Source organism: Marinimicrobium sp. LS-A18 (genome assembly GCF_000463525.1).
Classification (GTDB): Bacteria; Pseudomonadota; Gammaproteobacteria; order Pseudomonadales; family Cellvibrionaceae; genus Marinimicrobium; species Marinimicrobium koreense.
The window spans coordinates 704856-727107 of the sequence record NZ_AWEP01000005.1 but is presented as its reverse complement, the minus strand read 5'-3'; the positions used below and the strand labels follow the sequence as shown (position 1 = coordinate 727107).

22 protein-coding genes are annotated in these 22252 nt (G+C 62.4%); all 22 read left to right on the top strand.

The window, feature by feature from the left end; translation table 11 throughout:
* The first annotated feature begins 285 nt into the window (after positions 1-285).
* Entirely contained in the window at positions 286-1347 is a 1062-nt protein-coding gene (gene gspC / locus N645_RS0111050) for a type II secretion system protein GspC (RefSeq protein WP_024461574.1), read from the top strand.
* Between the two features lie 60 nt (positions 1348-1407).
* Entirely contained in the window at positions 1408-3351 is a 1944-nt protein-coding gene (gene gspD, locus N645_RS0111045) for a type II secretion system secretin GspD (RefSeq protein ID WP_024461573.1), read from the top strand.
* An 18-nt stretch (positions 3352-3369) separates the two neighbouring features.
* Positions 3370-4917 (top strand): type II secretion system ATPase GspE, encoded by a 1548-nt coding sequence (gene gspE / locus N645_RS0111040; RefSeq protein WP_024461572.1) that lies wholly within the window; start codon positions 3370-3372, stop codon positions 4915-4917.
* A 26-nt stretch (positions 4918-4943) separates the two neighbouring features.
* A complete protein-coding gene (gene gspF, locus N645_RS0111035) occupies positions 4944-6176 on the top strand; it encodes a type II secretion system inner membrane protein GspF (RefSeq protein WP_024461571.1) in 1233 nt (410 codons plus the stop codon).
* A 36-nt stretch (positions 6177-6212) separates the two neighbouring features.
* A complete protein-coding gene (gene gspG / locus N645_RS0111030) occupies positions 6213-6671 on the top strand; it encodes a type II secretion system major pseudopilin GspG (protein ID WP_024461570.1) in 459 nt (152 codons plus the stop codon).
* Positions 6671-7240: a type II secretion system minor pseudopilin GspH gene (gspH, locus tag N645_RS0111025; protein ID WP_081666033.1), complete on the top strand. Its 570-nt coding sequence runs from the start codon at positions 6671-6673 to the stop codon at positions 7238-7240. Before gspG ends, gspH begins: the two co-directional genes overlap by 1 nt.
* Positions 7241-7293: 53 nt before the next feature.
* The gene (locus N645_RS17005; RefSeq protein ID WP_238559235.1) at positions 7294-7659 is read left to right on the top strand and encodes a type II secretion system protein GspI; all 366 of its coding nucleotides are present in this window, start codon (positions 7294-7296) and stop codon (positions 7657-7659) included.
* Positions 7646-8347 carry a type II secretion system minor pseudopilin GspJ gene (gene gspJ / locus N645_RS0111015; RefSeq protein ID WP_024461567.1) on the top strand — a complete coding sequence of 234 codons (702 nt, stop codon included), beginning with the start codon at positions 7646-7648 and terminating at the stop codon, positions 8345-8347. Before N645_RS17005 ends, gspJ begins: the two co-directional genes overlap by 14 nt.
* A complete protein-coding gene (gspK, locus tag N645_RS0111010) occupies positions 8328-9326 on the top strand; it encodes a type II secretion system minor pseudopilin GspK (RefSeq protein WP_024461566.1) in 999 nt (332 codons plus the stop codon). Before gspJ ends, gspK begins: the two co-directional genes overlap by 20 nt.
* A gap of 75 nt (positions 9327-9401) precedes the next feature.
* Positions 9402-10655 carry a type II secretion system protein GspL gene (gspL, locus tag N645_RS0111005; protein WP_024461565.1) on the top strand — a complete coding sequence of 418 codons (1254 nt, stop codon included), beginning with the start codon at positions 9402-9404 and terminating at the stop codon, positions 10653-10655.
* Positions 10652-11134, top strand: a complete 483-nt coding sequence (gene gspM, locus N645_RS0111000) for a type II secretion system protein GspM (RefSeq protein WP_024461564.1) — start codon at positions 10652-10654, stop codon at positions 11132-11134. The genes gspL and gspM overlap by 4 nt, the downstream gene beginning before the upstream one ends.
* 15 nt (positions 11135-11149) lie before the next feature.
* Entirely contained in the window at positions 11150-11929 is a 780-nt protein-coding gene (locus N645_RS17505; protein WP_024461563.1) for a type II secretion system protein N, read from the top strand.
* A gap of 12 nt (positions 11930-11941) precedes the next feature.
* A complete protein-coding gene (locus N645_RS0110990; protein WP_024461562.1) occupies positions 11942-12955 on the top strand; it encodes an FAD:protein FMN transferase in 1014 nt (337 codons plus the stop codon).
* 111 nt (positions 12956-13066) lie between these two features.
* On the top strand, positions 13067-13603 hold the full coding sequence (locus N645_RS0110985) for a hypothetical protein (RefSeq protein ID WP_051174426.1): 537 nt from the start codon (positions 13067-13069) through the stop codon (positions 13601-13603).
* A complete protein-coding gene (locus tag N645_RS0110980; RefSeq protein ID WP_024461560.1) occupies positions 13600-15453 on the top strand; it encodes a tetratricopeptide repeat protein in 1854 nt (617 codons plus the stop codon). Before N645_RS0110985 ends, N645_RS0110980 begins: the two co-directional genes overlap by 4 nt.
* Complete coding sequence (locus tag N645_RS0110975; protein ID WP_024461559.1) at positions 15450-18317, top strand: tetratricopeptide repeat protein; 2868 nt, start codon at positions 15450-15452, stop codon at positions 18315-18317. The genes N645_RS0110980 and N645_RS0110975 overlap by 4 nt, the downstream gene beginning before the upstream one ends.
* Positions 18318-18342: 25 nt before the next feature.
* Positions 18343-18984: a tetratricopeptide repeat protein gene (locus N645_RS0110970; protein ID WP_036160866.1), complete on the top strand. Its 642-nt coding sequence runs from the start codon at positions 18343-18345 to the stop codon at positions 18982-18984.
* Positions 18981-19289 (top strand): hypothetical protein, encoded by a 309-nt coding sequence (locus N645_RS16995; RefSeq protein WP_024461557.1) that lies wholly within the window; start codon positions 18981-18983, stop codon positions 19287-19289. Before N645_RS0110970 ends, N645_RS16995 begins: the two co-directional genes overlap by 4 nt.
* Positions 19290-19487: 198 nt before the next feature.
* The gene (locus tag N645_RS0110960; protein WP_036160864.1) at positions 19488-20168 is read left to right on the top strand and encodes a MotA/TolQ/ExbB proton channel family protein; all 681 of its coding nucleotides are present in this window, start codon (positions 19488-19490) and stop codon (positions 20166-20168) included.
* Positions 20169-20214: 46 nt separating this feature from the next.
* Positions 20215-20733, top strand: coding sequence for a biopolymer transporter ExbD (locus tag N645_RS0110955; protein ID WP_024461555.1), 519 nt, complete (start codon positions 20215-20217; stop codon positions 20731-20733).
* Positions 20730-21239 (top strand): biopolymer transporter ExbD, encoded by a 510-nt coding sequence (locus tag N645_RS0110950; RefSeq protein WP_024461554.1) that lies wholly within the window; start codon positions 20730-20732, stop codon positions 21237-21239. The genes N645_RS0110955 and N645_RS0110950 overlap by 4 nt, the downstream gene beginning before the upstream one ends.
* 1 nt (position 21240) lies before the next feature.
* The gene (locus N645_RS0110945) at positions 21241-22191 is read left to right on the top strand and encodes an AgmX/PglI C-terminal domain-containing protein (RefSeq protein WP_024461553.1); all 951 of its coding nucleotides are present in this window, start codon (positions 21241-21243) and stop codon (positions 22189-22191) included.
* Positions 22192-22252: the final 61 nt, after the last annotated feature.

Here is a 22252-nt window from a genome sequence, read left to right as displayed (position 1 = left end):
GCAGACCCCGCCAAACGTGACCCTGGTCGCGATTCCGGAGGGGTTTCGGTTTCAATTCCGGGGCAGAGACGGTATGCTCGCCGAGCGTTTTTTCCGCGAGCGGAATTTACCTTGGCATAATAGTGTCATAACCATCGGTTACAAGGCCTCTTGCGCTTTGGCGTCTTTTTCCGGGCCTGACTGATCTGGGGTACAATCCGTGGTCGTGGCCGGATAAGAATAAAACCATCGTGGCGCGGGCAGATCGCCAGTGGTAGCGCGTTCGAGCGTGCGTGGAGTAGTCAATTGTCGAACACAGAAAGGCAACACAATCCGTCGGCATCCGCAGGGACCGACTGGCGCAGTGAACGACTGGCCGAGTGGCTGCGTCAGGGTGGCGTATGGCTGGCTCGGGTGCCGTCCGGTGTCTGGCGTTTTGGTGCCAAATTTCTCATTGTCCTGTGGCTCAGCTACACCCTGGCCCAACTGCTGTGGGTACTGATACCGGCGCCGGAGATTCCCAAAGCGCAAGTGGCGCCGAATGCGGTGACCTCCGAGCGCAGTGGCGGCTCGGCCAGAGCCGTGGATATCGCGGCGCTGGCTTCACTCAATATCTTTGGCGAGGCCTCGGTCGGCGAGGAACCCGACGCGCTGGACGGGGAAGCCGCGGGTCCCGCGAGCGGCCCCAGTATTGAGGATCAGGCGGTAGATACCGACCTTAAGCTGGTACTGCGGGGCGTGATGGGCAGTAATGACGAGACCGCTGCCCGTGCGATCATTGCCGATGGCAAAGACCAGGCGATATATGCGCCCGGTGACGAGTTGCCGGTGCGAGGCAGCGTGACCCTGGAAAAGGTACTGCCCCTGCGGGTGATCCTGAACAACGCCGGACGCTACGAATCCCTGTGGCTCTATACCGACGACGACTGGAGCAGCAACCTCGCCGCCAACCAGCCGGTGCCCGATACCCCGGGGCGCAGTTGGGAGGGCGAGGATGAGCCGGTTTACGATACCCCGGCGGAAACGCCCGAGGATGCCGGCGAGGCACCGCAGGAGGAGCTTGAAGAAGCCGCCGATGAGGTTGCCGCACGGGTCGGCAGCCAGTCTCTGTCCGACGTGGTGTCCATGAGTATTCACCGGGAGAACGGTCAGATCGTCGGGTACAAGATCCGTCCCGGTCGGGATCGGCAACTGTTTGATTCACTTGGCCTGCAGGCCGACGACGTGGTCAAGGCGGTCAATGGGGTGGAACTCACCAGCCCGCAGCGCGTCATGGAAATTTATCGCGAAATGGGTGATGCCCGTTCCGCCAGCCTTCTGATTGACCGGGATGGCCAGGAAGTCTCAATCGACATCGAGCTCGAATAACAGCGAGGAAGACCAGTGAAAGTGTGTGTGCAACGTCTGACAGGAACTCTAGCAGCGGTTTTGTTCTGCGTCAGTCTCAATGCCTGGGCGCAACAGACCTGGACGGTGAACTTCAAGGACACCGATATCCAGGAAGTGATCAAATTCGTTGCGGATGCCACCGGCAAGACCATCCTGGTGGACCCCAAAGTGCGGGGGCAGGTGCGGGTCATTTCCCAGGATGCGGTCAATAAAGAAGAGCTGTACGAGCTGTTTCTGTCCATGATGGATGTGCAGGGATTCACCGCCGTTGAGAATGGCAATGTGGTGCGTATCGTTCCCAACCGGGACGCCCGGTCGTTGCCGGTCCCCACGGACCTGGGCTCCAATCCACTCGGGGATGACACTTACGTGACCCAGGTGTTGAAGCTGGAAAATATCAGTGCCTCCAAGGTTCTGCCCACCCTTCGCCCGCTGGTTCCCCAGCACGGTCACCTGTCCGCCTACGATCCCAGCAATGCCATCATCGTCACCGACACCCGCTCCAATATCCTTCGGTTGAAAGAAATCATTTCCCAGATTGATCAGTCCTCTGTGGTGGAAACCGAGCTGATCGAGCTGGAGTTTGCGCTGGCCGAAGACGTGGCCCGCGCCGTGACCCAGATTGAAAAGCCCGGTGCCGGAGACGGCGGTCAATCCGAACTCACCGTGGTGCCGGACAACCGGATCAACGCGGTACTGGTGCACGGCGATGATCTCCAGCGCGAACGCATTCGCCAACTGGTGGAGCGCCTGGACCGGCCGCGCACCAAAGACAGTAATGTTCGAGTGGTCTATCTCAAGTACGCGAAAGCGGAAAATGTGGCCCAAGTGCTCAACGGCGTGATGCAGAACATCGCCCGTTCGGAAGAAGGTGCTAACAACAACGCCCGCCGCCAGGAGACCAATGTCCAGGCGGACGAGGACACCAACTCCCTGCTGATCACCGCCAACAGCGATACCATGGAGTCATTGCTGGCGGTGATAGATAGCCTCGATATTCGTCGCGCCCAGGTGCTGGTCGAAGCAATCATTGTAGAAGTGGAAGACACTGATGGTCGTGAGCTGGGCATCCAGTGGATGTACCGGGATGACAAACGCGGCTTCGGCAGCTCCACCACCGGCAGCGGTCAGTTGGGCGATCTCGGCCAGGGCGCGTTGGACGACAGCGACGAAGGGCTGGTCAGTCTGGCGGGTGCCCTGTCTAGCACTCAGGGCCAGGTATTCGGTATTGGCCGGTTGGGTGAGCGCACCGATTTCCTGGGCATTCTCAATATGCTGCAGGAAAACAGCTCCACCAACATTCTCTCGACGCCCAACCTGCTGACCACTGATAACCACACGGCGTCCATTTCCGTGGGCCAGAACGTGCCCTTCGCCACCGGCTCCTATGCCTCGACGGGCGGTAACAGCAATCCCGGAAACCCCTTTCGGACCATTGAGCGTCGCGACGTGGGTATTCTTCTTGAAGTGACCCCGCATGTGAACGCGGGGGACAGTGTGGTGCTGGATATTTCCCAGGAGGTGTCCAGCCTGTCCAACCTGAACAACTCTGATGGCCCGATCACTAACCAGCGCAAACTGGAAACCCAGGTGTTGGCGGGGAACGGTGAAACCGTGGTTCTGGGCGGGTTGATCGAAGAGGAAATTCAGACCTCGGTGCAGAAAGTCCCCTTCCTGGGCGATGTGCCGATCATGGGCCGCCTGTTCCGCAATCAGGTGGACTCCCTGTCGAAGACCAATCTGCTGGTGTTCATTCGCGCGACGGTGATCGCGGATGACCAGCTGCTTAAAGGCGCCACCGCGGAGAAGTACAAAGCGCTGCGGGAACAGCAGGAAAACCGTCGCCGCGCAGGTGGCATGCTGTTCAGCACTGACGACATTCCGATGCTGCCCGAATGGCAAGAAAAGGTCGACGATGCCGAACGCATTCGCATGATGAGCGAGGAGCGTGAGGATGATCAGGCCGACGGGGTCGAGGAGTAATCTGTGGCGGTAGAGTCGATGCTGGAAGAGTTTGAAGAGAACAACGCTTCACCGCAGCTGCCGGAGGAAGAGGAGGTTCAGGCCGCCAGCGCCGGTGAGGACGCGGCCCACGCGCGTCTGCCCTTTTCCTTTGCCTCCACTCATGGGGTGATGCTGGACGAGGAAGAAACCGAAGCCACCCTGCTCTATCGTCCCGGGCTCAATCTCAATGTATTGCTCGAACTGCAACGATACCTTGGAACCGAATTTCGCCTGAAAGAAATTCCCACCGAAGATTTTCAGCGGCGTCTCACCCAGGTTTATCAGAGCGGCGATGGCGCCGCGCAACAGGCGGCCGAGGATCTGGGGGCCGAGTACGACCTGTCGTCCATGGCCGAGGACCTGGCCGATCGGACCGACCTGCTGGCAGGCAATGACGATGCCCCGATCATCCGCTTGATCAATGCCATCCTGTCCCAGGCGGTTCGCGAGGGCGCCTCGGATATTCACCTGGAACCGTTTGAAGATCGGGTGTCGGTGCGCTTCCGGATTGATGGGGTGCTGAGTGAAATCCTGTCCCCCAAGGCCGAGTTGGCCCCGGTACTGGTATCGCGCCTGAAGGTCATGGCGCGCCTGGATATTGCCGAGAAGCGCCTGCCCCAGGATGGCCGGATTACCGTGCGCCTGGCGGGTCACGCCGTGGATATTCGGGTGTCCACCATTCCCTCGGCCCACGGCGAACGGATTGTATTGCGGCTGCTCGACCAGGCGGCCGGGCAACTGACCCTGGACCAGCTGGCCATGCCGCCCTTTGTGCGCGACCGGCTGGCCAAAGCCCTGCTCAAGCCCCACGGCATCATTCTGGTGACCGGCCCGACCGGTTCGGGTAAAACCACCACCCTGTACGCGGGCCTGAGCCACATCAATACCCGCAGCCGCAATATCCTGACCATTGAGGACCCGGTGGAATACCTCTTGCCGGGGATCGGCCAGACCCAGGTCAACTCCAAGGTCGATATGACCTTTGCCCGAGGGCTGCGCGCGATTCTGCGTCAGGACCCGGACGTGGTGATGGTGGGTGAGATCCGCGACGGCGAGACCGCCGAAATCGCCATCCAGGCCAGTCTGACCGGTCACCTGGTGCTTTCCACCCTGCACACCAATACCGCCATCGGTGCGGTGATGCGCCTGAAAGACATGGGCGTTGAGCCCTTCCTGCTGGCCTCCAGTCTCGAAGTGGTCATGGCCCAGCGCCTGGTGCGCAAACTGTGTCAGGCCTGCCGTGAGCCCCACCAGGCCGATCAGGCAGAGCGGGAACTGATGAACTTGCCTGAGGGGGCCACCATCTACAAACCGGTGGGCTGCAAACAGTGCAACAACATGGGTTATCGGGGCCGTAAAGGGATCTACGAGCTGATTGAAATCAATGAGCGGATGCGTCACCTGATCCACGAACAGGCCGGTGAACACGAACTGATCGCCGAGGCGCGCAAGAACAGTCCGTCCATCAGTGATGATGGTCGCCAGTGCGTGCTCGACGGGGTGACCAGCCTGGAGGAAGTGCTCCGGGTCACCACCGCCAGCTAGCCGACGTAACCGCGAGACGATACGCCATGGGTGCCTACAGTTATCAAGCATTGAATGAGGCCGGTAAAACGGTCAAAGGCATTCTCGAGGGGGACTCCGAGCGCCAGGTGCGCAGTCAGCTGCGCGCCAAGCGACTCAAGCCCCTGGACGTCAGTAGCGTCACTGGTGGGCGTCGAGCCACCAAAGGCGAGCCGGGTCTGGCGGGGCTGCGCCAGCGCTGGCGCAGTAAGATGAACGCCCGGGATCTGAGCCTGATCACCCGGCAGCTGGCCTCTCTGGTGAAGTCCGGATTGCCCCTGGATGAAGCCCTGCAGGCCACCGCCAAGCAACAGCAGAAACCGAATAACAAACAGATCATCCTCCAGGTGCGCACTAAGGTGCTTGAAGGGTTCAGTCTGGCCAAGGCCTTGGCGGAAGTGCCCGGCGCCTTCGATACCATGTACTGCGCGCTGGTCAAAGCCGGGGAGAGCTCCGGTTATCTGGCTCCGGTGCTGGAGCGTCTGGCGGAATACACCCAGAGCAACCAGCAGATTCAGCAGCGGCTGAAAATGGCCATGATCTATCCGCTGGTTCTGTTGTTTATCAGTATCACGGTCATTGTGGCCCTGATGGCGTTTGTGGTGCCCAAGCTGGTCAGCGTGTTCCAGCAGGGGGAGCGGGAACTGCCGGCATTGACCCAGTTTCTGATTGCCAGCAGTGATTTCATCCTCAACTATGGGCACTACACCCTGTTGGCGTTGATCGGCCTGGTGGTCGGGTTCCGGCGCCTGCTGCGCAATGAGGCGCGACTGCGGCGCTGGCATGAAATCAAATTGAAGCTGCCGGTCATGGGCAACCTGATCCGGCAGATCAACTCGGCCCGCTTTGCGGCGACCCTGGCCCTGTTGTCCTCCAGTGGCGTACCGCTGCTGCAGGCGCTGCGGATTGCCGGGCAGGTGATGACCAACAAGATCATGCAGGAAGCCTGTGAAGCGGTCGCCGAAGATGTTCAGGAAGGGACCAGTCTGCACCGGGCGATGGAAAATGCCGGTTTCTTTCCGCCGCTGCTGGTGCAACTGGTGGCCAGCGGTGAAGCCAACGGCACCCTGCCCGAGCAGCTCGAGAACGCCGCTCAGGATCAAGAGCGCGAGCTGGAGATGATGCTCGGAGTGGCCATGGGGCTGCTCGAGCCGGCGACGGTGGTGTTTATGGGCGGCGCCGTCTGCCTGATCGTGATGGCCATTCTGCAGCCGATTTTTGAAATGAACAGTCTCATCTGATCCGAGACCTTCAATAACACAGTGGGAGTCACACCTATGAACCGGAACCTTAAAGGCCTTGGCCGTCAGAGCGGCTTCAGCCTGATTGAAATCATGGTGGTGGTCATCATCATCGGGCTGCTGGCCAGCATCGTCGCGCCGGCGGTACTGAACCGTGCCGACGAAGCGCGTCTGCAGAAAGTGCAGGCTGATTTCAAGGCGATTCAGACCGCGCTGAAACTGTACCGCATCGATAACTATGTCTACCCCAGCACCGAGCAGGGGCTCGAAGCCCTGGTGCAGCGCCCGACCATGGCCCCCGAGCCGCGCAACTGGAAGCAGGGCGGTTACCTGGATGAATTGCCGCAGGATCCCTGGGGTTCGCCCTATCAATATCTGAGCCCGGGCGAAACCCGCGAGTACGATATTTACACTCTGGGAGCCGACGGCGTCAGCGGCGGCCAGGACCAGAATGCGGATATCAGCGTCTGGGACGAGAGCGTCCAGAACGATTGATGAATCGCCCTTGCCCGATGAACCACCAGCGGGGTTTTACGTTGGTGGAAATCATGGTGGTGGTGATGATTATCGGCATCGCTGTGGCCATGGCGTCACTCTCTATCGGGGGTGATGACAGCGCCTCGCGGGCCGAAGAAACGACCGAGCAGTTTATGTTGGAGGCACGTTTCGTTTCAGAGCAGACCGTACTCAACCAGGAAATCATCGGCCTGTTCTGGGAGCCGAGGACCAGCGAGGGCACCACTCGCCAGCGCTGGTGCTATCACTGGCAGCGCTTCCGGGATCAGGCCTGGAGCCCGGTGAGCGAAAACCTTCGGGGTGATTGTCTGCCCGAGGACTTCCAGTTGGAGGTCCGCTCGGAAGGGGAGCAGTGGCAGTACGATCCCCGTCAGGATCCGCAGCGCCCGGTGTTGGTGTTTTACCCGAGCGGTGAGGCCACGCCCTACGAAATGGCGATCATGCCAGCGCAGTTCGACGATAGCGAAACCCAGCGGGTGGAAGTGTCGATGATGGGAGATCTGACCTGGTTGAACCGCGAAGAAGCGCGCGAGTGGGAGGACCGGTGATACGTCGGGTCTCGGGGACTATCAGGCGGTCGAAAGGTTTCACCCTCATTGAAGTGATGGTGGCTCTGGTGGTGGTTGCGGTGGCTCTGCCGGCCTTCCTGATGCTGGTGATGTCCCAGTTGGATGGTACCGCCGCGATCCGGAACAAAACCCTGGCGTTCTGGGTGGCCGAAAACGAGATGACCCGGCTGCACCTGCAGAGTAACTGGCTGGATGATTTCACTCTGCCGGATCAGGACCAGGGGGAAGTGACCCTGGCGGGCCGGGAGTGGCGCTGGGAACTGAGCAATGAGGCTCTGGAGGTGGGCGAATACGGCGAGATGGCCGCGTTTCGACAGATTGAAATTGCGGTATCGCCACAGACCGATCCGGACAATGTGTTGGCCCGTCTGGAAGGGATTTTCAATGCTGAGCCCTAAACGGTATCGGGTCCGTCAGCGGGGTTTTACCCTGCTGGAGATGATGGTGGCGCTGGCGATCGCGGCGGCCATTGCGACCATGGCGTACCAGGCCCTGGATTCGGCCAGTCGCGGTGCCGAGCGCAGCCGGGAAGTCATGGAGGGCATTAACCGACTGGACCGGGCCTGGCAGATCATCAGCGCGGACCTGCGCCATATTCTGGCGCCGGAGCCGGGGGGCCCCACCGGGCTACGCAATCCGTTTGCCGCCGATCCGTTTGGGGGGATCGGTCAGGAGGAGCGGTTGATGCTCTTTACCCGCCACTCCTGGTTGAATCCGATGGAACGGTTGCGCAGTGACCTGCAGGAAGTCAGTTACCGCCTCGAAGAGGGAACGCTGTGGCGGGATTATCGGCCGGTCCGCAACCGGCCCTTCGATGAGTATGATTTTGAAGAACAGGCGCTTCGACAGCGACTGTTGGACGGGGTGACGAGTGTGGAGCTCCGCTTCCTGTCCCAGGCGCTGCTGGCCCGCTCTGGACGCAGCGCTCTGGATGGTGACGATTACTTGCGGGACTGGGCCGAGGCCTGGCCCGACCCGGATCAGGTCGGGGGCAACCCGGCGGAGTTGCCCCTGGCGGTTCTGGTGCGCATAGAAATGGAGGGCGTCGGTGTCAGTGAACGCCTGTTTGAAATTACCCAGTTCTGAGCGCGGCGCCGTGCTGATCATGGCCCTGCTGATCGTCAGCGTGGTGGCCGGGCTCGCGGTGAAGTTCACCGGCGAGTATCAGTTGGGCCTGGCCAAGGCCGAGAGTCGCTGGCACGGGGCCCAGGCGCGCTCCTATCTGCTGGCGGCGGAGACCGTGGCCCGCTATGTGCTGGAACTGGATCCGGACCCGGCCGTTGATTATCCGGAAGAAGGTTGGGGCGGCGAAACCCCGGTGGAGCTGGGCGGCGTCTGGTTGTTTGTGTCGATTACCGACGCTCAGAGTCGCATCAACTTGAATGACCTCGGGGATGGCAACCTGAACTCCCAGCGGGCCCACAATGACCCGGAGCGCTACACGGAAATGCAGCGGCGCTTCATTCGTCTGCTGCAGACGTTTGATGAGGAGGGGGTGCCGTTGAACCCCGATGAGGCGATCGCCATACTCGAGTCGGTGGTGGACTGGATGGACGGTGATAACGAAGTGAGCGGCTTCGGCGGCGCCGAGGGTGATTACTATCTGGGGCTGGACCCGGAATACTTGCCGGCCAACCGGAGCTTTGCCAGTGTGGAGGAGCTGCGTCTGGTGCGGCATATCACGCCGGACCTGATGGAGCTGTTGCGGCCGCACCTGACGGTGTTGCCGGCGGGATTGCCGACCAACGTCAACACGATGTCCGACCGTGTGCTGCGGACTGTCAACAGCACCGAGGACCTGCTGCCGCTCAGTCAGTCCCAGGTCGATCTGCTCCGTCAGGGCTGGCCGGCGGAAGGTTTTTACCCGGACGTCAACAGCTTCCGGGGTGACAGTGTTTGGGCCAGCCTGGGGGTGACGCCGGAAACCGGAACCCTGTCGGTGAGCACCAGTCACTTTGCGGTCAATACGATCGCCTCACTGGTGGAGCAGCGCCGGGCGATGCGCAGTATCCTGCAGCGTTCGAATGACGAGCTGAACGTGGTGCGTCGCACAGATGTGTACTGACGGGCGTGGGTATTCGCCCAATCAATTTACAGACGGGATCAGCCGTCCGATAACGGAACCACAACGATAGCGCTTATGGCCAACCAACTTGTGCTTTACACCAACCGCGCCCAGGACCCGTTTCGCTGGTGCTGGCTCGATGCCGACGGGCAACCGTTGCTCGACAGCGCCGCCTCGGGGGATCTCGATACCCTGGGGGCGATGCTCGGGGAGGGGCATCACAGTGTCTGGTTGCTGGTGCCGGGAAACCAGGTGGTCACCCGCGAGCTGGAATACGCGGAAGCCGAAAAAAAGCATCTGCGCCGGCTTTTGCCCTTCCAGCTTGAAGAGAGTGTGATTGGCGACATTGAGCAGTTTCATTTCGCGCTCGGTCCGGTACGTGAAGGGCGTGCCATTGCCGCCTATGTCGAGCAATCCTGGTTGCGCCAGTTGTTCGATCGTCTGGGCGAGTATCATATCGAGGTTCAGCGCACCTGGCCCCTGCCGTTGATGCTGCCCTTGCCACCAGAGACCGACCTGTCCGAGCAGTATCCCTACTGGACCCTGCAGATGCAGGGCGATCAGCTATTGGTGCGGTACGCCCCCAACCTGGGCTTTAGCCTTGATCGGGAACAGGCACGCCTGAGCCTGCAGATGCTGCTCACCGCCCAGAACCGGGTGGATAACCTGCCCCGGCTCAACCTGCGGGCAGAGACCGATGCGGAACTGGTCACTTTGAAAGCGCTGTTGCCAGATGAACTCCAGGACCGTATTGACGAACAGGCCGTGGTGCCTTTCTGGCAGTTGGACTTTGCCGAAACCGGCCGCGTGGATCTGTGTCAGGGTGAGTTCTCCCAGCGACTGCCGATCGAGCGCTGGTGGCGTTCCTGGCAGGGCGTGGTTGTGGCGGCCGCGGCTTGCCTTGTCCTGTATGTGGGAGTGACGGTTTATCAGGTGAATCAACTGGAAGCGGAGAATATCGAGATCCGCCGGGACATCGAGCAGGTGTACCGTTCGGTGGCGGGCCCGGGCAATCTGGTGGACGCCGAACGGCAGCTGCGTCAGCAGTTGACCGAGCTGCAGCCGGCCAGTGCCACTGGCCGGGTGACGCCATTTTTGGGGGATCTGTTCCCGGCACTGGCGGAATCCGGCGGGGTCACTCTCAGTGCGGTGTCCTATGCGGCCCGCAGTGGTGAGTTGAGCCTTAATGTCCGAGCCGACACCTTCAACGCCATTGAGTCCTTGCGCGGCGATATTCAGACCCGAGGGTTGCAAGCCGAACTACTCAGCGCCAGCGCTCAGGGCGACAGTCACACGGCTCGCCTGAAAGTCACCGGAGGTCGCCCATGAAAGCGGTATTTGATTGGCTCTCCCGGTACAACCGGCGCGAGCAGACCATTCTTCTGATTGGCGGCGTGGCCGTAGTGCTGTACCTGTTATGGAAAGCGGTGCTGGTACCCATGGCGGACTGGAAAGAGCGCCAGCTCAATGCCAACCGGGCCGTGAGTCAGTCACTCGGGCGAGTGGAGTTGCTGGCCGCCCAGATTGAACAGGCGCGCAGTAATGCTCAAAGTGATCGGGCGAACGACAGTAACCTCAGTGCCCTGGTGGACAGTAGCCTGCGGGCCAACAACCTGAGCATGAGTGGTTTCCAGCCGGGTACCGGGGGCCAGGTCAGAGTGCGCCTGGACGACGTGCCCTACGACCGGTTTATCCAATGGCTCTACGACATGGAGTACCAGCATGGCGTCTCCGTGGTGGACTTCTCCATGGCCGGGACCAGTGAACAGGGTCGCGTGACCGTCAATATTCGATTGCAAAAAAACTGAGATAACGACAACGCTATGTGGGACACCCTGTCAAAATTCATTCCCCCGATCCGCTGGATGCTCCTGCTGATCGTCCTGACCCTGCTGTTCGCCCTGACCCGCATCCCCGCGACCTGGGCCGCCTACTTCATGACCCAGGGCAATACCCTCGGACTCAGCGGCGTGCAGGGCACCGTCTGGTCGGGGCAGGCGCGCATGGCCAGTATCGAGATCGACAATCGGCACTACTCACTGGGTGCGCTGCGCTGGGAGCTCAGTCCCTGGTCCCTGCTGACCCTGACTCCCTGCGCCGATGTCAGCGCCACCCTGGAAAACCAGAACATCGACGGGCGGGTCTGCGCTGGACTGGGCGGCTCGGTCCGGGTCAGCGACACCAGCGTCGATGCGCCGGCCAGCCTGGTTCAGGCGGGGGTTCCGGTGCCGATTCAGGGGCAGCTCGCCGCCAATATTCAAACCATGCGTATGAAGGCCGGGCGCCTGTCCGAACTGCAGGGCAACCTCAGCTGGACCGGCGCGCGGGTTCAGGCCGACGGCACCTGGGTGACACTCGGCAGCTTTGCCGCCGAGGCCCGCTACGATGCCGAGCGCGATGCGCTGGTGGCGGATGTGTTTGACCTCGACGGCCCGATCGACCTGGAAGTGGAAACCCGGCTGCCTCTGGCCGGTGGTATTTTTGTGGAAGGCGAGCTGGAATTGACCGGCGCTTTCAGCGACCAGATCCAGGCGCGCGAATGGCTGCCCATGGTGCTCGACCACCAAGAGGGCAACCGCTACCACGTCGACCTGCAGTTCTGACGGCGGTCCAGGATGATGCCCCACCTCCCGGTCGTCATCGCTCTCAGGTTCATGGTGCTGGGGCTCCTGGCTCTGGTCAGCTCGCCCAGCACCGCCGAGTGGTACAGCGACCAGCAGGCCATCATGGGCACCGAGGTGGTGGCCCGCCTTTGGCACGACGACCCTGAGCAGGGGCGGGCCGCCCTGGCCGCGGTGATGAACGAACTGCGTCGTATCGACCGCCACTTCAGCCCCTACAAACCGGACAGTGAATTGTCCCGGCTTAATCGCGAGGCGCCCATAGCCAGTGCCCAAAATCCCCTGTCCATCAGTTCCGAGCTCACCGAGCTGTTGCACCAGTCCATGCAGTACGGCGAGCTGACCGACGGCGCATTCGATGTGACCTTCGGCTCGGTCGGGCGTCTCTACGACTACCGCTCGGGGCGCCAGCCCGATGACGCGACCCGCAAAGCGCTGCTGGCGGCCATCGACTATCGACGCATTCACCTGAACCGGGAGAAGAACACCGTCTGGTTCGGCCATCCCAAGCTGTATGTCGATCTGGGTGGCATCGCCAAGGGCTACGGTGTGGACCGGGCCATTGAGTTGTTACGTGTACGGGGTGTGAAGCACGCCAGCATCAGCGCCGGTGGCGATACCCGCCTGATGGGCGATCATCGTGGTCGCCCCTGGCGAGTGGGGATCAAAAATCCCCGTGCGCCCGAGGATGTCGCCATTGTGGTACCCCTGAGCGACGAAGCGATTTCCACCTCCGGCGATTACGAGCGTTACTTCGTGGATGCGCAGGGCGAGCGCATTCACCATATTCTCAATCCTCGCACCGGCACCTCGGCCCGGGGCATCATCAGTGCGACGGTGCTGGGTCCCCGGGCCATGGACACCGATGCGCTCTCAACCAGCGTATTTGTTCTCGGTCTGGAGGCGGGTCTGGCGCTGATCAACCGGCAGCCGGAATTCGAAGCCATTGTGATCACCGACGACGGTCGAGTGCATTACAGCGACGGGCTGGTTGACCCGGAAGACTAGGATGGGCCAAGTGTGCGCGCCGTCACAATTCCAGCGCACTGGTGCCACTAGAATAATAAGCCGTTGTATGCTGCGCCAGAACTCGCACGTTTCCGTCAGGAGAGCCTTCCAATGTCATCCCATTTCTTCCGTCCGGTACGGCGGCTAGTCGGACTTTGTGTGGTCCTTTTATTGGCCGTCCCCCTGGCCTGGGCTCAGAGTTACCTTGAGGCCGATCTGGAGCAGCTCAAGGAGGACACCCTCAACCTCAACCGCGACCTGCTGATTCTGGAAGAAGAATTGCTCTATCCGGCATCGAGCCAATTGGCGGTGTACCTGTCGGTGGATCTCGGGGAATTCTTTCATCTGGACGGGGTGCGCCTGCAGGTCGACGGCGAGCCGGTGGCCGCTCAGTTGTATACCGAGGCCCAGCGTGACGCCTTATATCGGGGTGGCGTTCAGAGGCTCTATCTGGGCAACCTGAACTCGGGCGAGCATGAGATCAGTGCGGTGTTTACCGGCATTGGGCCCGACGGACGGGATTACAAACGCGGCGCCGATCTGCTGGTGGAAAAAGGTCAGGAGCCGCTGGTGCTGGAACTGAAAATCGTGGACTCCGAGCGCAAATTGCAGCCGGTTTTTGCCATTGAGGAGTGGGCGCTGCAATGAGGCATTGGGCGCTGCCACTGTCGTTTGCCCTGCTCGGCCTGGCTCCGGTTACCTGGGGCCAGGCCGAGCTGCGTGAAGGCGTGGCTCGCTATCACTACTATCAGAACGATTACCTGCCGGCCCTGAGCGAGCTGATGGTGGCCCGAAAGCAGGGGGACCTCGGGCTTGACCGGGGGGCGGTCCACGAGGGTGCCATCCGTATGGCCTTCGGCATGTCGGCCAGTGCCGAGCATCTGCTGGAGTCCGCCTTGTCGGGCCGCCCGAAGCAGCGCGACGCGGCACGTTTCTATCTGGGTAAGCTTCACTATCTGCGGGGCGACTGGGCGCAGGCCACCGATGCCTGGGCGCGAGTGGGTGATGCCCTCGACCCGGATCTAGCCCGGGAGCGTCGTGCACTTGAGTGGCAGTGGCGCCTGCGCATCGGTGAGCCCGAGCCCGTGGACCCTGAGACGTTGTGGGACCAGTTGGGTGAATGGGCCCCGGTGGTGCTCTACAACCTCGGCGGCGCTTTCGCCCGGACCGGTGATCGGGAGCAGGCCCGGCACTACTACCAGGTGTTGGTGGAGGAAGTCCCCCGCCAAGAGCGTCACAAAGCCGAATACCTGACCCTGCGCGATCGGGCCTTTACCGCCCTGGGGTTTACGGCGCTGCTGGAACAGGATTTCGAGCGCGCCGAGCAGGCCTTTGATCAGGTGCGCCTGACCCGCGAGGATGCGGACCAGGCACTGCTGGGCTATGGCTGGGCGGCCCTGGAGCGGGGGGAACCCGCCCGCGCGGTCCGCGCCTGGCAGGCTCTGAGTGAGCATTCACTTACCGGTAGCGCGGCCCAGGAGGCGTTGGTGGCCCTCCCCTACGCCTACACCCAGCTCGACGCCCCCCAGGCGGCGCTGGATGCTTACGATCGGGCCGATGCGCGTCTGGAGGAAGAGCTTGCCCAGGTAGATCAGCTCCGGCAACAACTGACCCCCACCTACCTGCGCCGCCAACTGGCGGCGACCGACCCCTGGGACACGTTATACCTGGAGGGCCGTGAAAACTGGCTGACACTGACCGAATCCACCGTTGCCGCCAGCGCCGATCCCTATCTGTCCGACTGGGTCAATCAGAGTCCGTTTCAGAGTCAGGTACAGGCGCTCAGTGATCTGCGAGATCAAGCGCAACTGTTGGCGGGCTGGCCCGAGAAGCTGGCCCACTACGGGCAACTGTTGCGGAACAAGCGTGCCCTGCGCACTGACCGCCAGGCCGAGGTCGCGCGACGCCAACTCTGGGCCCAGATCGGGCAGTTGCGTGAACGACGTGCCCCTCTGGTCGCCCGCTTGTCGGACATCGAGGCCCGGTCGGATTATCTGGCCCTGGCGGATGACGAAACCCGCCGCCTATACGAGCGCGTCGAGGCGGCGCGTGAGCGGGCCGATCGGCTGACGGCGGCGGGCGAGTTGGAGAACCCCCGGGAAACCCGGGACCGACTGGCGCTGTACCGGGGTATATTGCTCTGGCGTGCCGCTCAGGACTATCCAGACCATCTGTGGCGGGTGCGCAAACAGCAGCGGGACCTGGACCGGGCCCTGGCGCAGTTGCGCACCCGGCAAGACCGGGTCCGCACCGTGATTGCGGACAACCCGGATATTGAACCGGCACTGGCCCGCATCGCCGAGCAGACCGAGGCGATTGCGCACCAGCAGCAACGCCTTGATGAGGCGCAGCAGCGTCAGGCCGAACAGCTCGCGGACAACCTGCAGACGCACCTGGAACAACACGAAAACCGTTTGACGCAATACCTTTCCCGCGTGCGACTGGGCGCCGCCCGACTGCAGGATCGCGCGCTGCGCGAACAGGGAGGTGCACCGTGAGTTGCGTCCTGAGAGCCCTGGGCCTGATCAGTGCCCTGGCCCTGATGGCAGGTTGCGTGAATTCCGGGAATCCGCACGGTGGCCTGGAGGCTTTGCCCGAGGCCCGGCTGCCGGGGTCCGAAGCGCTTACCCCGGAGTCTGCCGAGCGCATTGCCCAGCGTTACGAACGGGCGTTGGCGGTGGCGCAGGAGCCCGCGCTGCAACTGGACATTCGCTGGCGTCTGGCGGATCTGGCGATGGCCCGCAGCGAAGCGGCGTTGGCACGTTCGGACAGTGCCGAGCCGCAATTTGGCGAGCCGATCGAGCGCTACCGGGCCCTGCTGAGCGATTACCGTGAAGGCCGCTGGGCGGAGGACGGCATCGAACCGCCGGCCTCCCCGGATCATCTTTACTACCAACTGGCCAAAGCCTACGCGCTGGATGGCCGTATGGAGGAAGCGAATCGGACACTGGTGGCGCTTGCCGAGCAGTTCCCCGAATCGCGCTACTACGCCGAGGCCCAATTCCGCCGCGCCGAGCGGGCCTTCTCGCAAGGGGATTACGCGGCGTCCGAGGCACTTTACCGCGAGCTGCTGCCGGATGTGGGCGCGGTTCCCGAGTTCGGTCAGAACGCCCTTTACATGCGCGCCTGGGCCCAGTTCAAGCAGGGGGGTTACCCCGAGGCACTGGTGAGTTTCGCCGGCGTCCTGGATCATCTGCTCCTGCCGGCGGATGACGCGGCACAACTGGATCGGGCCTGGGCGCAACTCAGTGGTGCCCAGGCCGAAGTGGCGGGCGATGCCCTGCGCGCCATGGCCCTGTCCTTCGCCTACCTCGAGGGGCCTGACAGCATTGGTGAGCTGGAGCGCCGGATCGGCGCCCGCCCCTATGAGCACCGGCTCTATCAACGCCTGGCGGAAACCTACCGCGAGCAGGAGCGGGTGCGCGACGCCGCCGACACCTACGGACGGTACGTGGCCGAAAACCCCGACAGCGATCTGGCGCCGGGCTTCACCCTGGCCCAGATTGACACCTACCGGGAGGGACGCTACCCCACCTTGGTGCGCGCCGGCCAACAGGAGTTTGTGCGCCGTTACGGGCTGCTCAGTGCCTACTGGTTCAGCCGCGGCGGTCAGCCGGGGGCATTGGTCGAAGAGTCACTGCGCGAGTTTCTGCCAGCGCTGGCCAACTTTCAGCACGCCCGAGCCCAACGCCTGGCGGACGAAAGTGCCGGGGAAGAGCGGACCCGTCAGGCGTTTGCCCATGCCGCCACCTGGTACCGGGAGTTCGTGGCCAGTTTCCCCGACGATCCGGCCGTACCGGAGCAGCGCTTTCTGCTGGCCGAAGCCCTCAATGCCGCCGGGCAGTGGCCCGAAGCGTTGGAGCACTACCGCCGGGTGGCGTTTGACCACCGGGACCCGGAGTACGGTCGCGAGGCCGGCTACGCGGCGGTGTTGCTCGCCGATGAACTGGAGCGCCGCGCCGGGCCGGAGACCGATCACTGGTGGGCCCGGCGGTTGGAGGTGGGCCAGCAGTTTGCGGATCAGTATGCCGACGACCCGCGAGCGACCGGGGTGCTCGGTCACCTGGCCCGCGGACAGCTTGAGCGCGGCGAGCTCAATAGCGCCGCCGCCCTGGCGCAGAGACTGCTTGATTGGCAGCCGCCGGCCAGTCCTGACGAGCAGTTCAGCGCCTGGCTGGTACTCGGCCACAGTCAGTTCGATCTGGGGCAGTTTGCCGCTGCGGAGCGGGCCTACTGGCAGGTGCTTGAGCGCTGGCCCGAGACTGACGAAGGTAGTGCCGAAATGATGGCCGGCACGCCCAGCCGGGCCGAGGTGCGCGAGCGTATTGCCGCCAGCATGTACCAGCGCGCCCGCCAGCGGTTGGATGCCGACGATGTCTCAGGGGCGGTGGCACTGCTCACGGAAATTCCCCAGACGCTGCCCAACACCGACGTGGCCGCGCAGGCCCAGTTCGATACCGCGCACTACCTGATGCAGCTCGAGCGCTGGCCCGAGGCGCAACAGGCCCTGGAGACGTTCCGGGCGGCCTATCCCGACAGCCCCCGTCAGGCGCAGATTCCGGTGCGTCTGGCCAGGGTCTATCAGGCCGGGGAAAACTGGCTGGCGGCCGCCGCCGAGCTGCGCCGCGTGGAGCAGATCAGCGACGATCCCGAGCTGCAGCGCGAGTCTCTCTACCTGGCCGCTGAGCTATACCAGCGTGCGGGGGAACGTAGTGAAGCGATCGACGCCTTTCGACGCTATGCGCACAACTATCCGCAACCGGCGGCCGACCGGCGCGAGGCGGAGTACCAGATGACCGAGCTCTACCGGGAAACCGGTGAGGCGGACAAACGCGCGTTCTGGTTGCGTCGATTGGTGGATGGTCATCAGTCGGGGGACGGTCGCTCCAACTACCTTGCCGCCTTCGCCGCCAGCGAACTGGCGGAGTCGAGTTTCAATGCGTTCAGTCAAATCAAACTGCGCCTGCCTCTGGGGCCGAGCCTGGAGCGCAAACAGGCGGCACTGGAGCGCGCACTGAAGGATCAGGAGGCCATTTTGGACTACGGGGTGGCGGAATTCAGTACCCGAGCCAGTCATCGCATGGCGGCCATCTACCATCAACTGGGGCGTGATCTGATGGACTCCGAACGCCCGGAAGGTCTGGGGGTGCTGGAATTGGAGCAGTACGACATTCTACTGGAAGAGCAGGCCTATCCCTTCGAGGAAAAAGCCATCGAGCTCTACGAAATCAATGCCCGACGCACCCAGCGCGGCGTTTACGACCTGTGGGTCAAAGAGAGCTTCGAAGCCCTGGCTCAGATACTGCCGGCCCGCTATGGCAAGGAAGAACAGGTGGCGGAGGTCAGCCGTGGGATTTACTGATCTGAATGCTGTGCGGAGGCTGGCTATGCTGTGTGCCTTTCTGGGGCTGACCGCCTGTGCCACGGCGCCCCAATCGGAGCCGGAGGCGGAGGTGGACGTGTCAACCGAGGCATCGGCGCCATCGGCGCTGCCCCAAGGCCCGGTAACCCCCAACCCTTACGAACAGATGGCGGTGAGTGTCAGCGCTCAGGCCCGGGCGGACTTCGACCGGGCTCTGGCGGCCATGGCCCAGGGCGATGACGCACAGGCACAGCAGCTGCTGAGTGCGATGACCGAGCAGTATCCCGCACTGTCCGGCCCCTGGGTCAACCTGGCGAAAATTCACAGTGAACAGGGTCGGGTAGCGGAGGCCAAGGCCGCCCTTGAGCAGGCCCTGTCGATCAATCCCAATAACCTGGACGCCTACAACCAGCTGGCCCTGTTGCAGCGTGAGGCCGGTGATTTCGAGGCCGCCGAGCAGTCCTATCGGCAGGCGCTGACGGTCTGGCCGTTTCACGCCCAAAGCCACCTGAACCTGGGGATCTTGCTGGACCTGTATCGGGGCGAAGGTGAACAGGCGCTATTGCACTACCGCGCCTACCAGCAGCGTCAGGATGAACCGGACCGTCGGGTGGCGGGCTGGATCGTGGATCTGGAGCGGCGCCTGGCCGCGGAGGAGGCACAATGAACCATTGGACTCGAGGGCTGTTTTTCTTGCTGCTGGCGGGGTTATCCGCGTCGCTTTGGGCGCAAGACAGTGAAACCGACACTGAGCGGGACGCCGGGCCGGTGATCGAGCTGGAATCCCGGGTGACCGGCAACCGCGAGCAGCCCCAGGTTTTTCACGTGGTGCCCTGGCAGACTCCGGAAAGTCCTGAGCCGGACTATGACCCCCTGGAGCGGCAACTGGAGAGCGTCTTCGGTCACGTCGAACGGGATGAATTGCAGCGCACCTTGCGTCAGCGGGAAGAGACGGTCGAAATCGCCGACTGAACGGCAGCGGAATCCTCCCAAAAACCAACCTGCTTCACAGTTTCGCTGCGGCCAAGTCGGCATAATGATCAACGCGTCAGGCGGGTTTGCCCGTCTCAACACTATTTCAAAAAATATATTCAAAAAACATAGCAGGCTTTATAAACATCCGTCGTTCTATACGGGCGACGTCGCGTTTGCATTTTGAGGGCAATACCCATGGAATTTATCACTACCGTGCTGCGTTTTTTCCAGAACGGCGGCCCCTTCATGTATCCCATTGCACTGGTGCTGGTGGTTGGGGTGGCCGTGGCGCTGGAGCGCTGGCTCTACCTGACTCACGCCAAGTCCGCCAACCGCAAGGCCTTTCAGCAACTGATGCCACTGCTGAAAAAGCGCGATTACGCCGGCGTGATGAAACTCGGCCAGACCTCCCGAGCCCCCATTGCCCGGATCATCAGTGCGGGCGTCGCCCGGATGAGCCAGTCCCAGCGTCGCGACGACATTGAGCTGGCGATGGAAGAGGGGGTCATGGAAGCCATGCCCCGTCTGGAAAAGCGCACGCCCTATCTGGCGACTCTGGCCAATATCGCCACCCTGCTTGGCCTGCTCGGCACCATCATCGGTCTGATCGCCGCCTTCACTGCGGTGGCCGATGCCGACCCGGCGGAAAAAGCCAACCTGCTCTCGGCCAGTATTTCTGTGGCCATGAACACCACCGCCTTTGGCCTTATGTCGGCCATTCCCCTGTTGCTGTTTCACGCCACCCTGCAGACCAAAACCACCGAGATCATCGACAGTCTCGAAATGGCGGGCGTCAAATGCCTGAACCTGATGGGGGTGGGCACGGCTCAGCGGGCGAGCGGTAAGCCCGGTTCTGAACCATCGGCACAAGCCTGACGCCGTCCTCGCGGCCTTCTTACCCGGTTAAAGGACAGCAAGCGCGATGTTTCATCGACGGCGCCATCGACACAGAGAAGAAGCCGAACTCGACATCACCTCCTTTATGAATCTGATGATCATATTGGTGCCGGTGTTGTTGATGAGCATGGTATTCGCCCGCATCACCGTACTGGATTTGCAACTGCCCAAAAGTGCCAGCAGCGAAGCGAGCGAAACCGACGAGCCCAATAAGCAGATTGAACTGATTATTCGTGACGATTATTTCCAGGTGAACTTCCCCGCCGGTGCTCCCGTCGAGCGGGTGCCTCATCAAGACGGTGAGCCGGACCTGCCCGCCCTGTCGGAATTGCTCCAGCAGGTGAAACAGACGCTCAAGAATCAGGGCATCGACAAAAACGATATTGTCATTCTGTCCGAGCCCGATAGTCCCTATCAGACGCTGGTCAGTGCGATGGACACCGCCCGATCCTTCAGGGCGGTAGTGGCCGCATCGGTAGTGAACGCGGAACTCTTCCCGGTCATTTCCCTGGGCGATGCCCCCGCACAGGAGGCGAGCGAATGAAGCAGTCCATGCGCGCCCGCCGGATGGCCCGGCACCACCGTCGCCTGAGTCAGTTGCCCAAGCTTAATCTGGTGTCCCTGATGGACATCTTCACCATTCTGGTGTTCTTCCTGCTGGTCAACTCCTCCGAGGTGGAAGTGCTCAGCCGGGATAAAAATATCGAGTTGCCCGCCTCGGTGGCGGACCAGCAACCGGATGAAAGTCTGCTGCTGGTGGTGGGGGATGAGCAGATTCTGGTAAACGGTCGACCGGTGGCGTCCGTGGCCGATGTTCTGGCGCAGCAGGACGAAGAGATCCCCGGTTTATCGGAAGAGTTGGCCCTGCGCGCCGAGCGTGCCCGACCGCTGACGGAGGCCGAGGCGCAGATCGGCCGACCGATCACCATCATGGGGGATAAAGGCATTCCCTATAAACTGCTGAAAAAAGTGATGGCCACCTGCGCCGCCTCGGACTATCGCGATATCGCTCTGGCGGTCGACCAGATCGCCTCGGAGGCCGAGGGCTGATATGACCCGATATCCGAGCCCCAACACCGAGCTGCCCTGGGAATCCAGCGCCGAGGACGATCAGCGCTACCGGCGAATTCTGCGCGGGCTGATCATACTGTTGCTCATTCTCGGGCTGGTGATTCCGTTCGTGCCCTTGCCAGAGCCCAGCCGGGACGAGGCACCGGAGCTGCCACCGCAACTGGCCCGGGTGATACTGGAAAAAGAGGAGCCGCCACCGCCTCCTGAGCCCGAGCCGGAACCGGAGCCCGAACCCGAGCCGGAAGAGACAGAACCGGAGCCTGAGCCCGAACCCCTGCCGGAACCCGAGCCTCAACCTGAGCCACCGCCCCCTGCCCGGGTGGAAGAGGCCCGGGAAACCGCCGCTCGCAGTGGCCTGATGCAACATCGGGACGCTCTGGCCGCCATGCGCAATACCCTGGATACCCGTAAGGTCGAGCAGGCCGCCCTGTCCGAGGGTCAGTCCGAGGCCGAGCGGCCCGAACGCAACCGCCTGGAAGGGCAGGTCGCCGAGGACAGCGGTGGCATCGATACCGATCAACTCAGCCGGGATACCGGCGGTGGGGAGCTGGCCGCCCGGGAATCCACCCGGGTCAGCGATGAGGCCGAAGCGCTGGCAGCCGCCGAGGCGGAAGCCGCTGCGAGCGGCCCGAGAGAGCTGGCCGCTCGCAGCGACGAGGAAATCCGTCAGGTCATCGATCAGCACATGGGCGCCATCTTTGCCATCTACAACCGCGCCCTGCGCCAGGATCCGCTCCTGCAGGGTAAACTGGTGGTGCGTATGGTCATCGAGCCCAGCGGGGAAATCTCCGAAGCGCGGATCGAGTCCAGTGAATTGAACAGTGAAGAACTTGAACAGCGCCTGCTGGCCCGAATTCTGCTGATCACCTTCCCCGATGCCGATGTGACCGTGACGCAAGTGAACTATACTTTCGATTTCTTGCCGAGATAAGGTCGCTGACCACAGGCGTCTCGGCATCCATCCAAGCGCCACCAAATCAACAAAGGAGCGC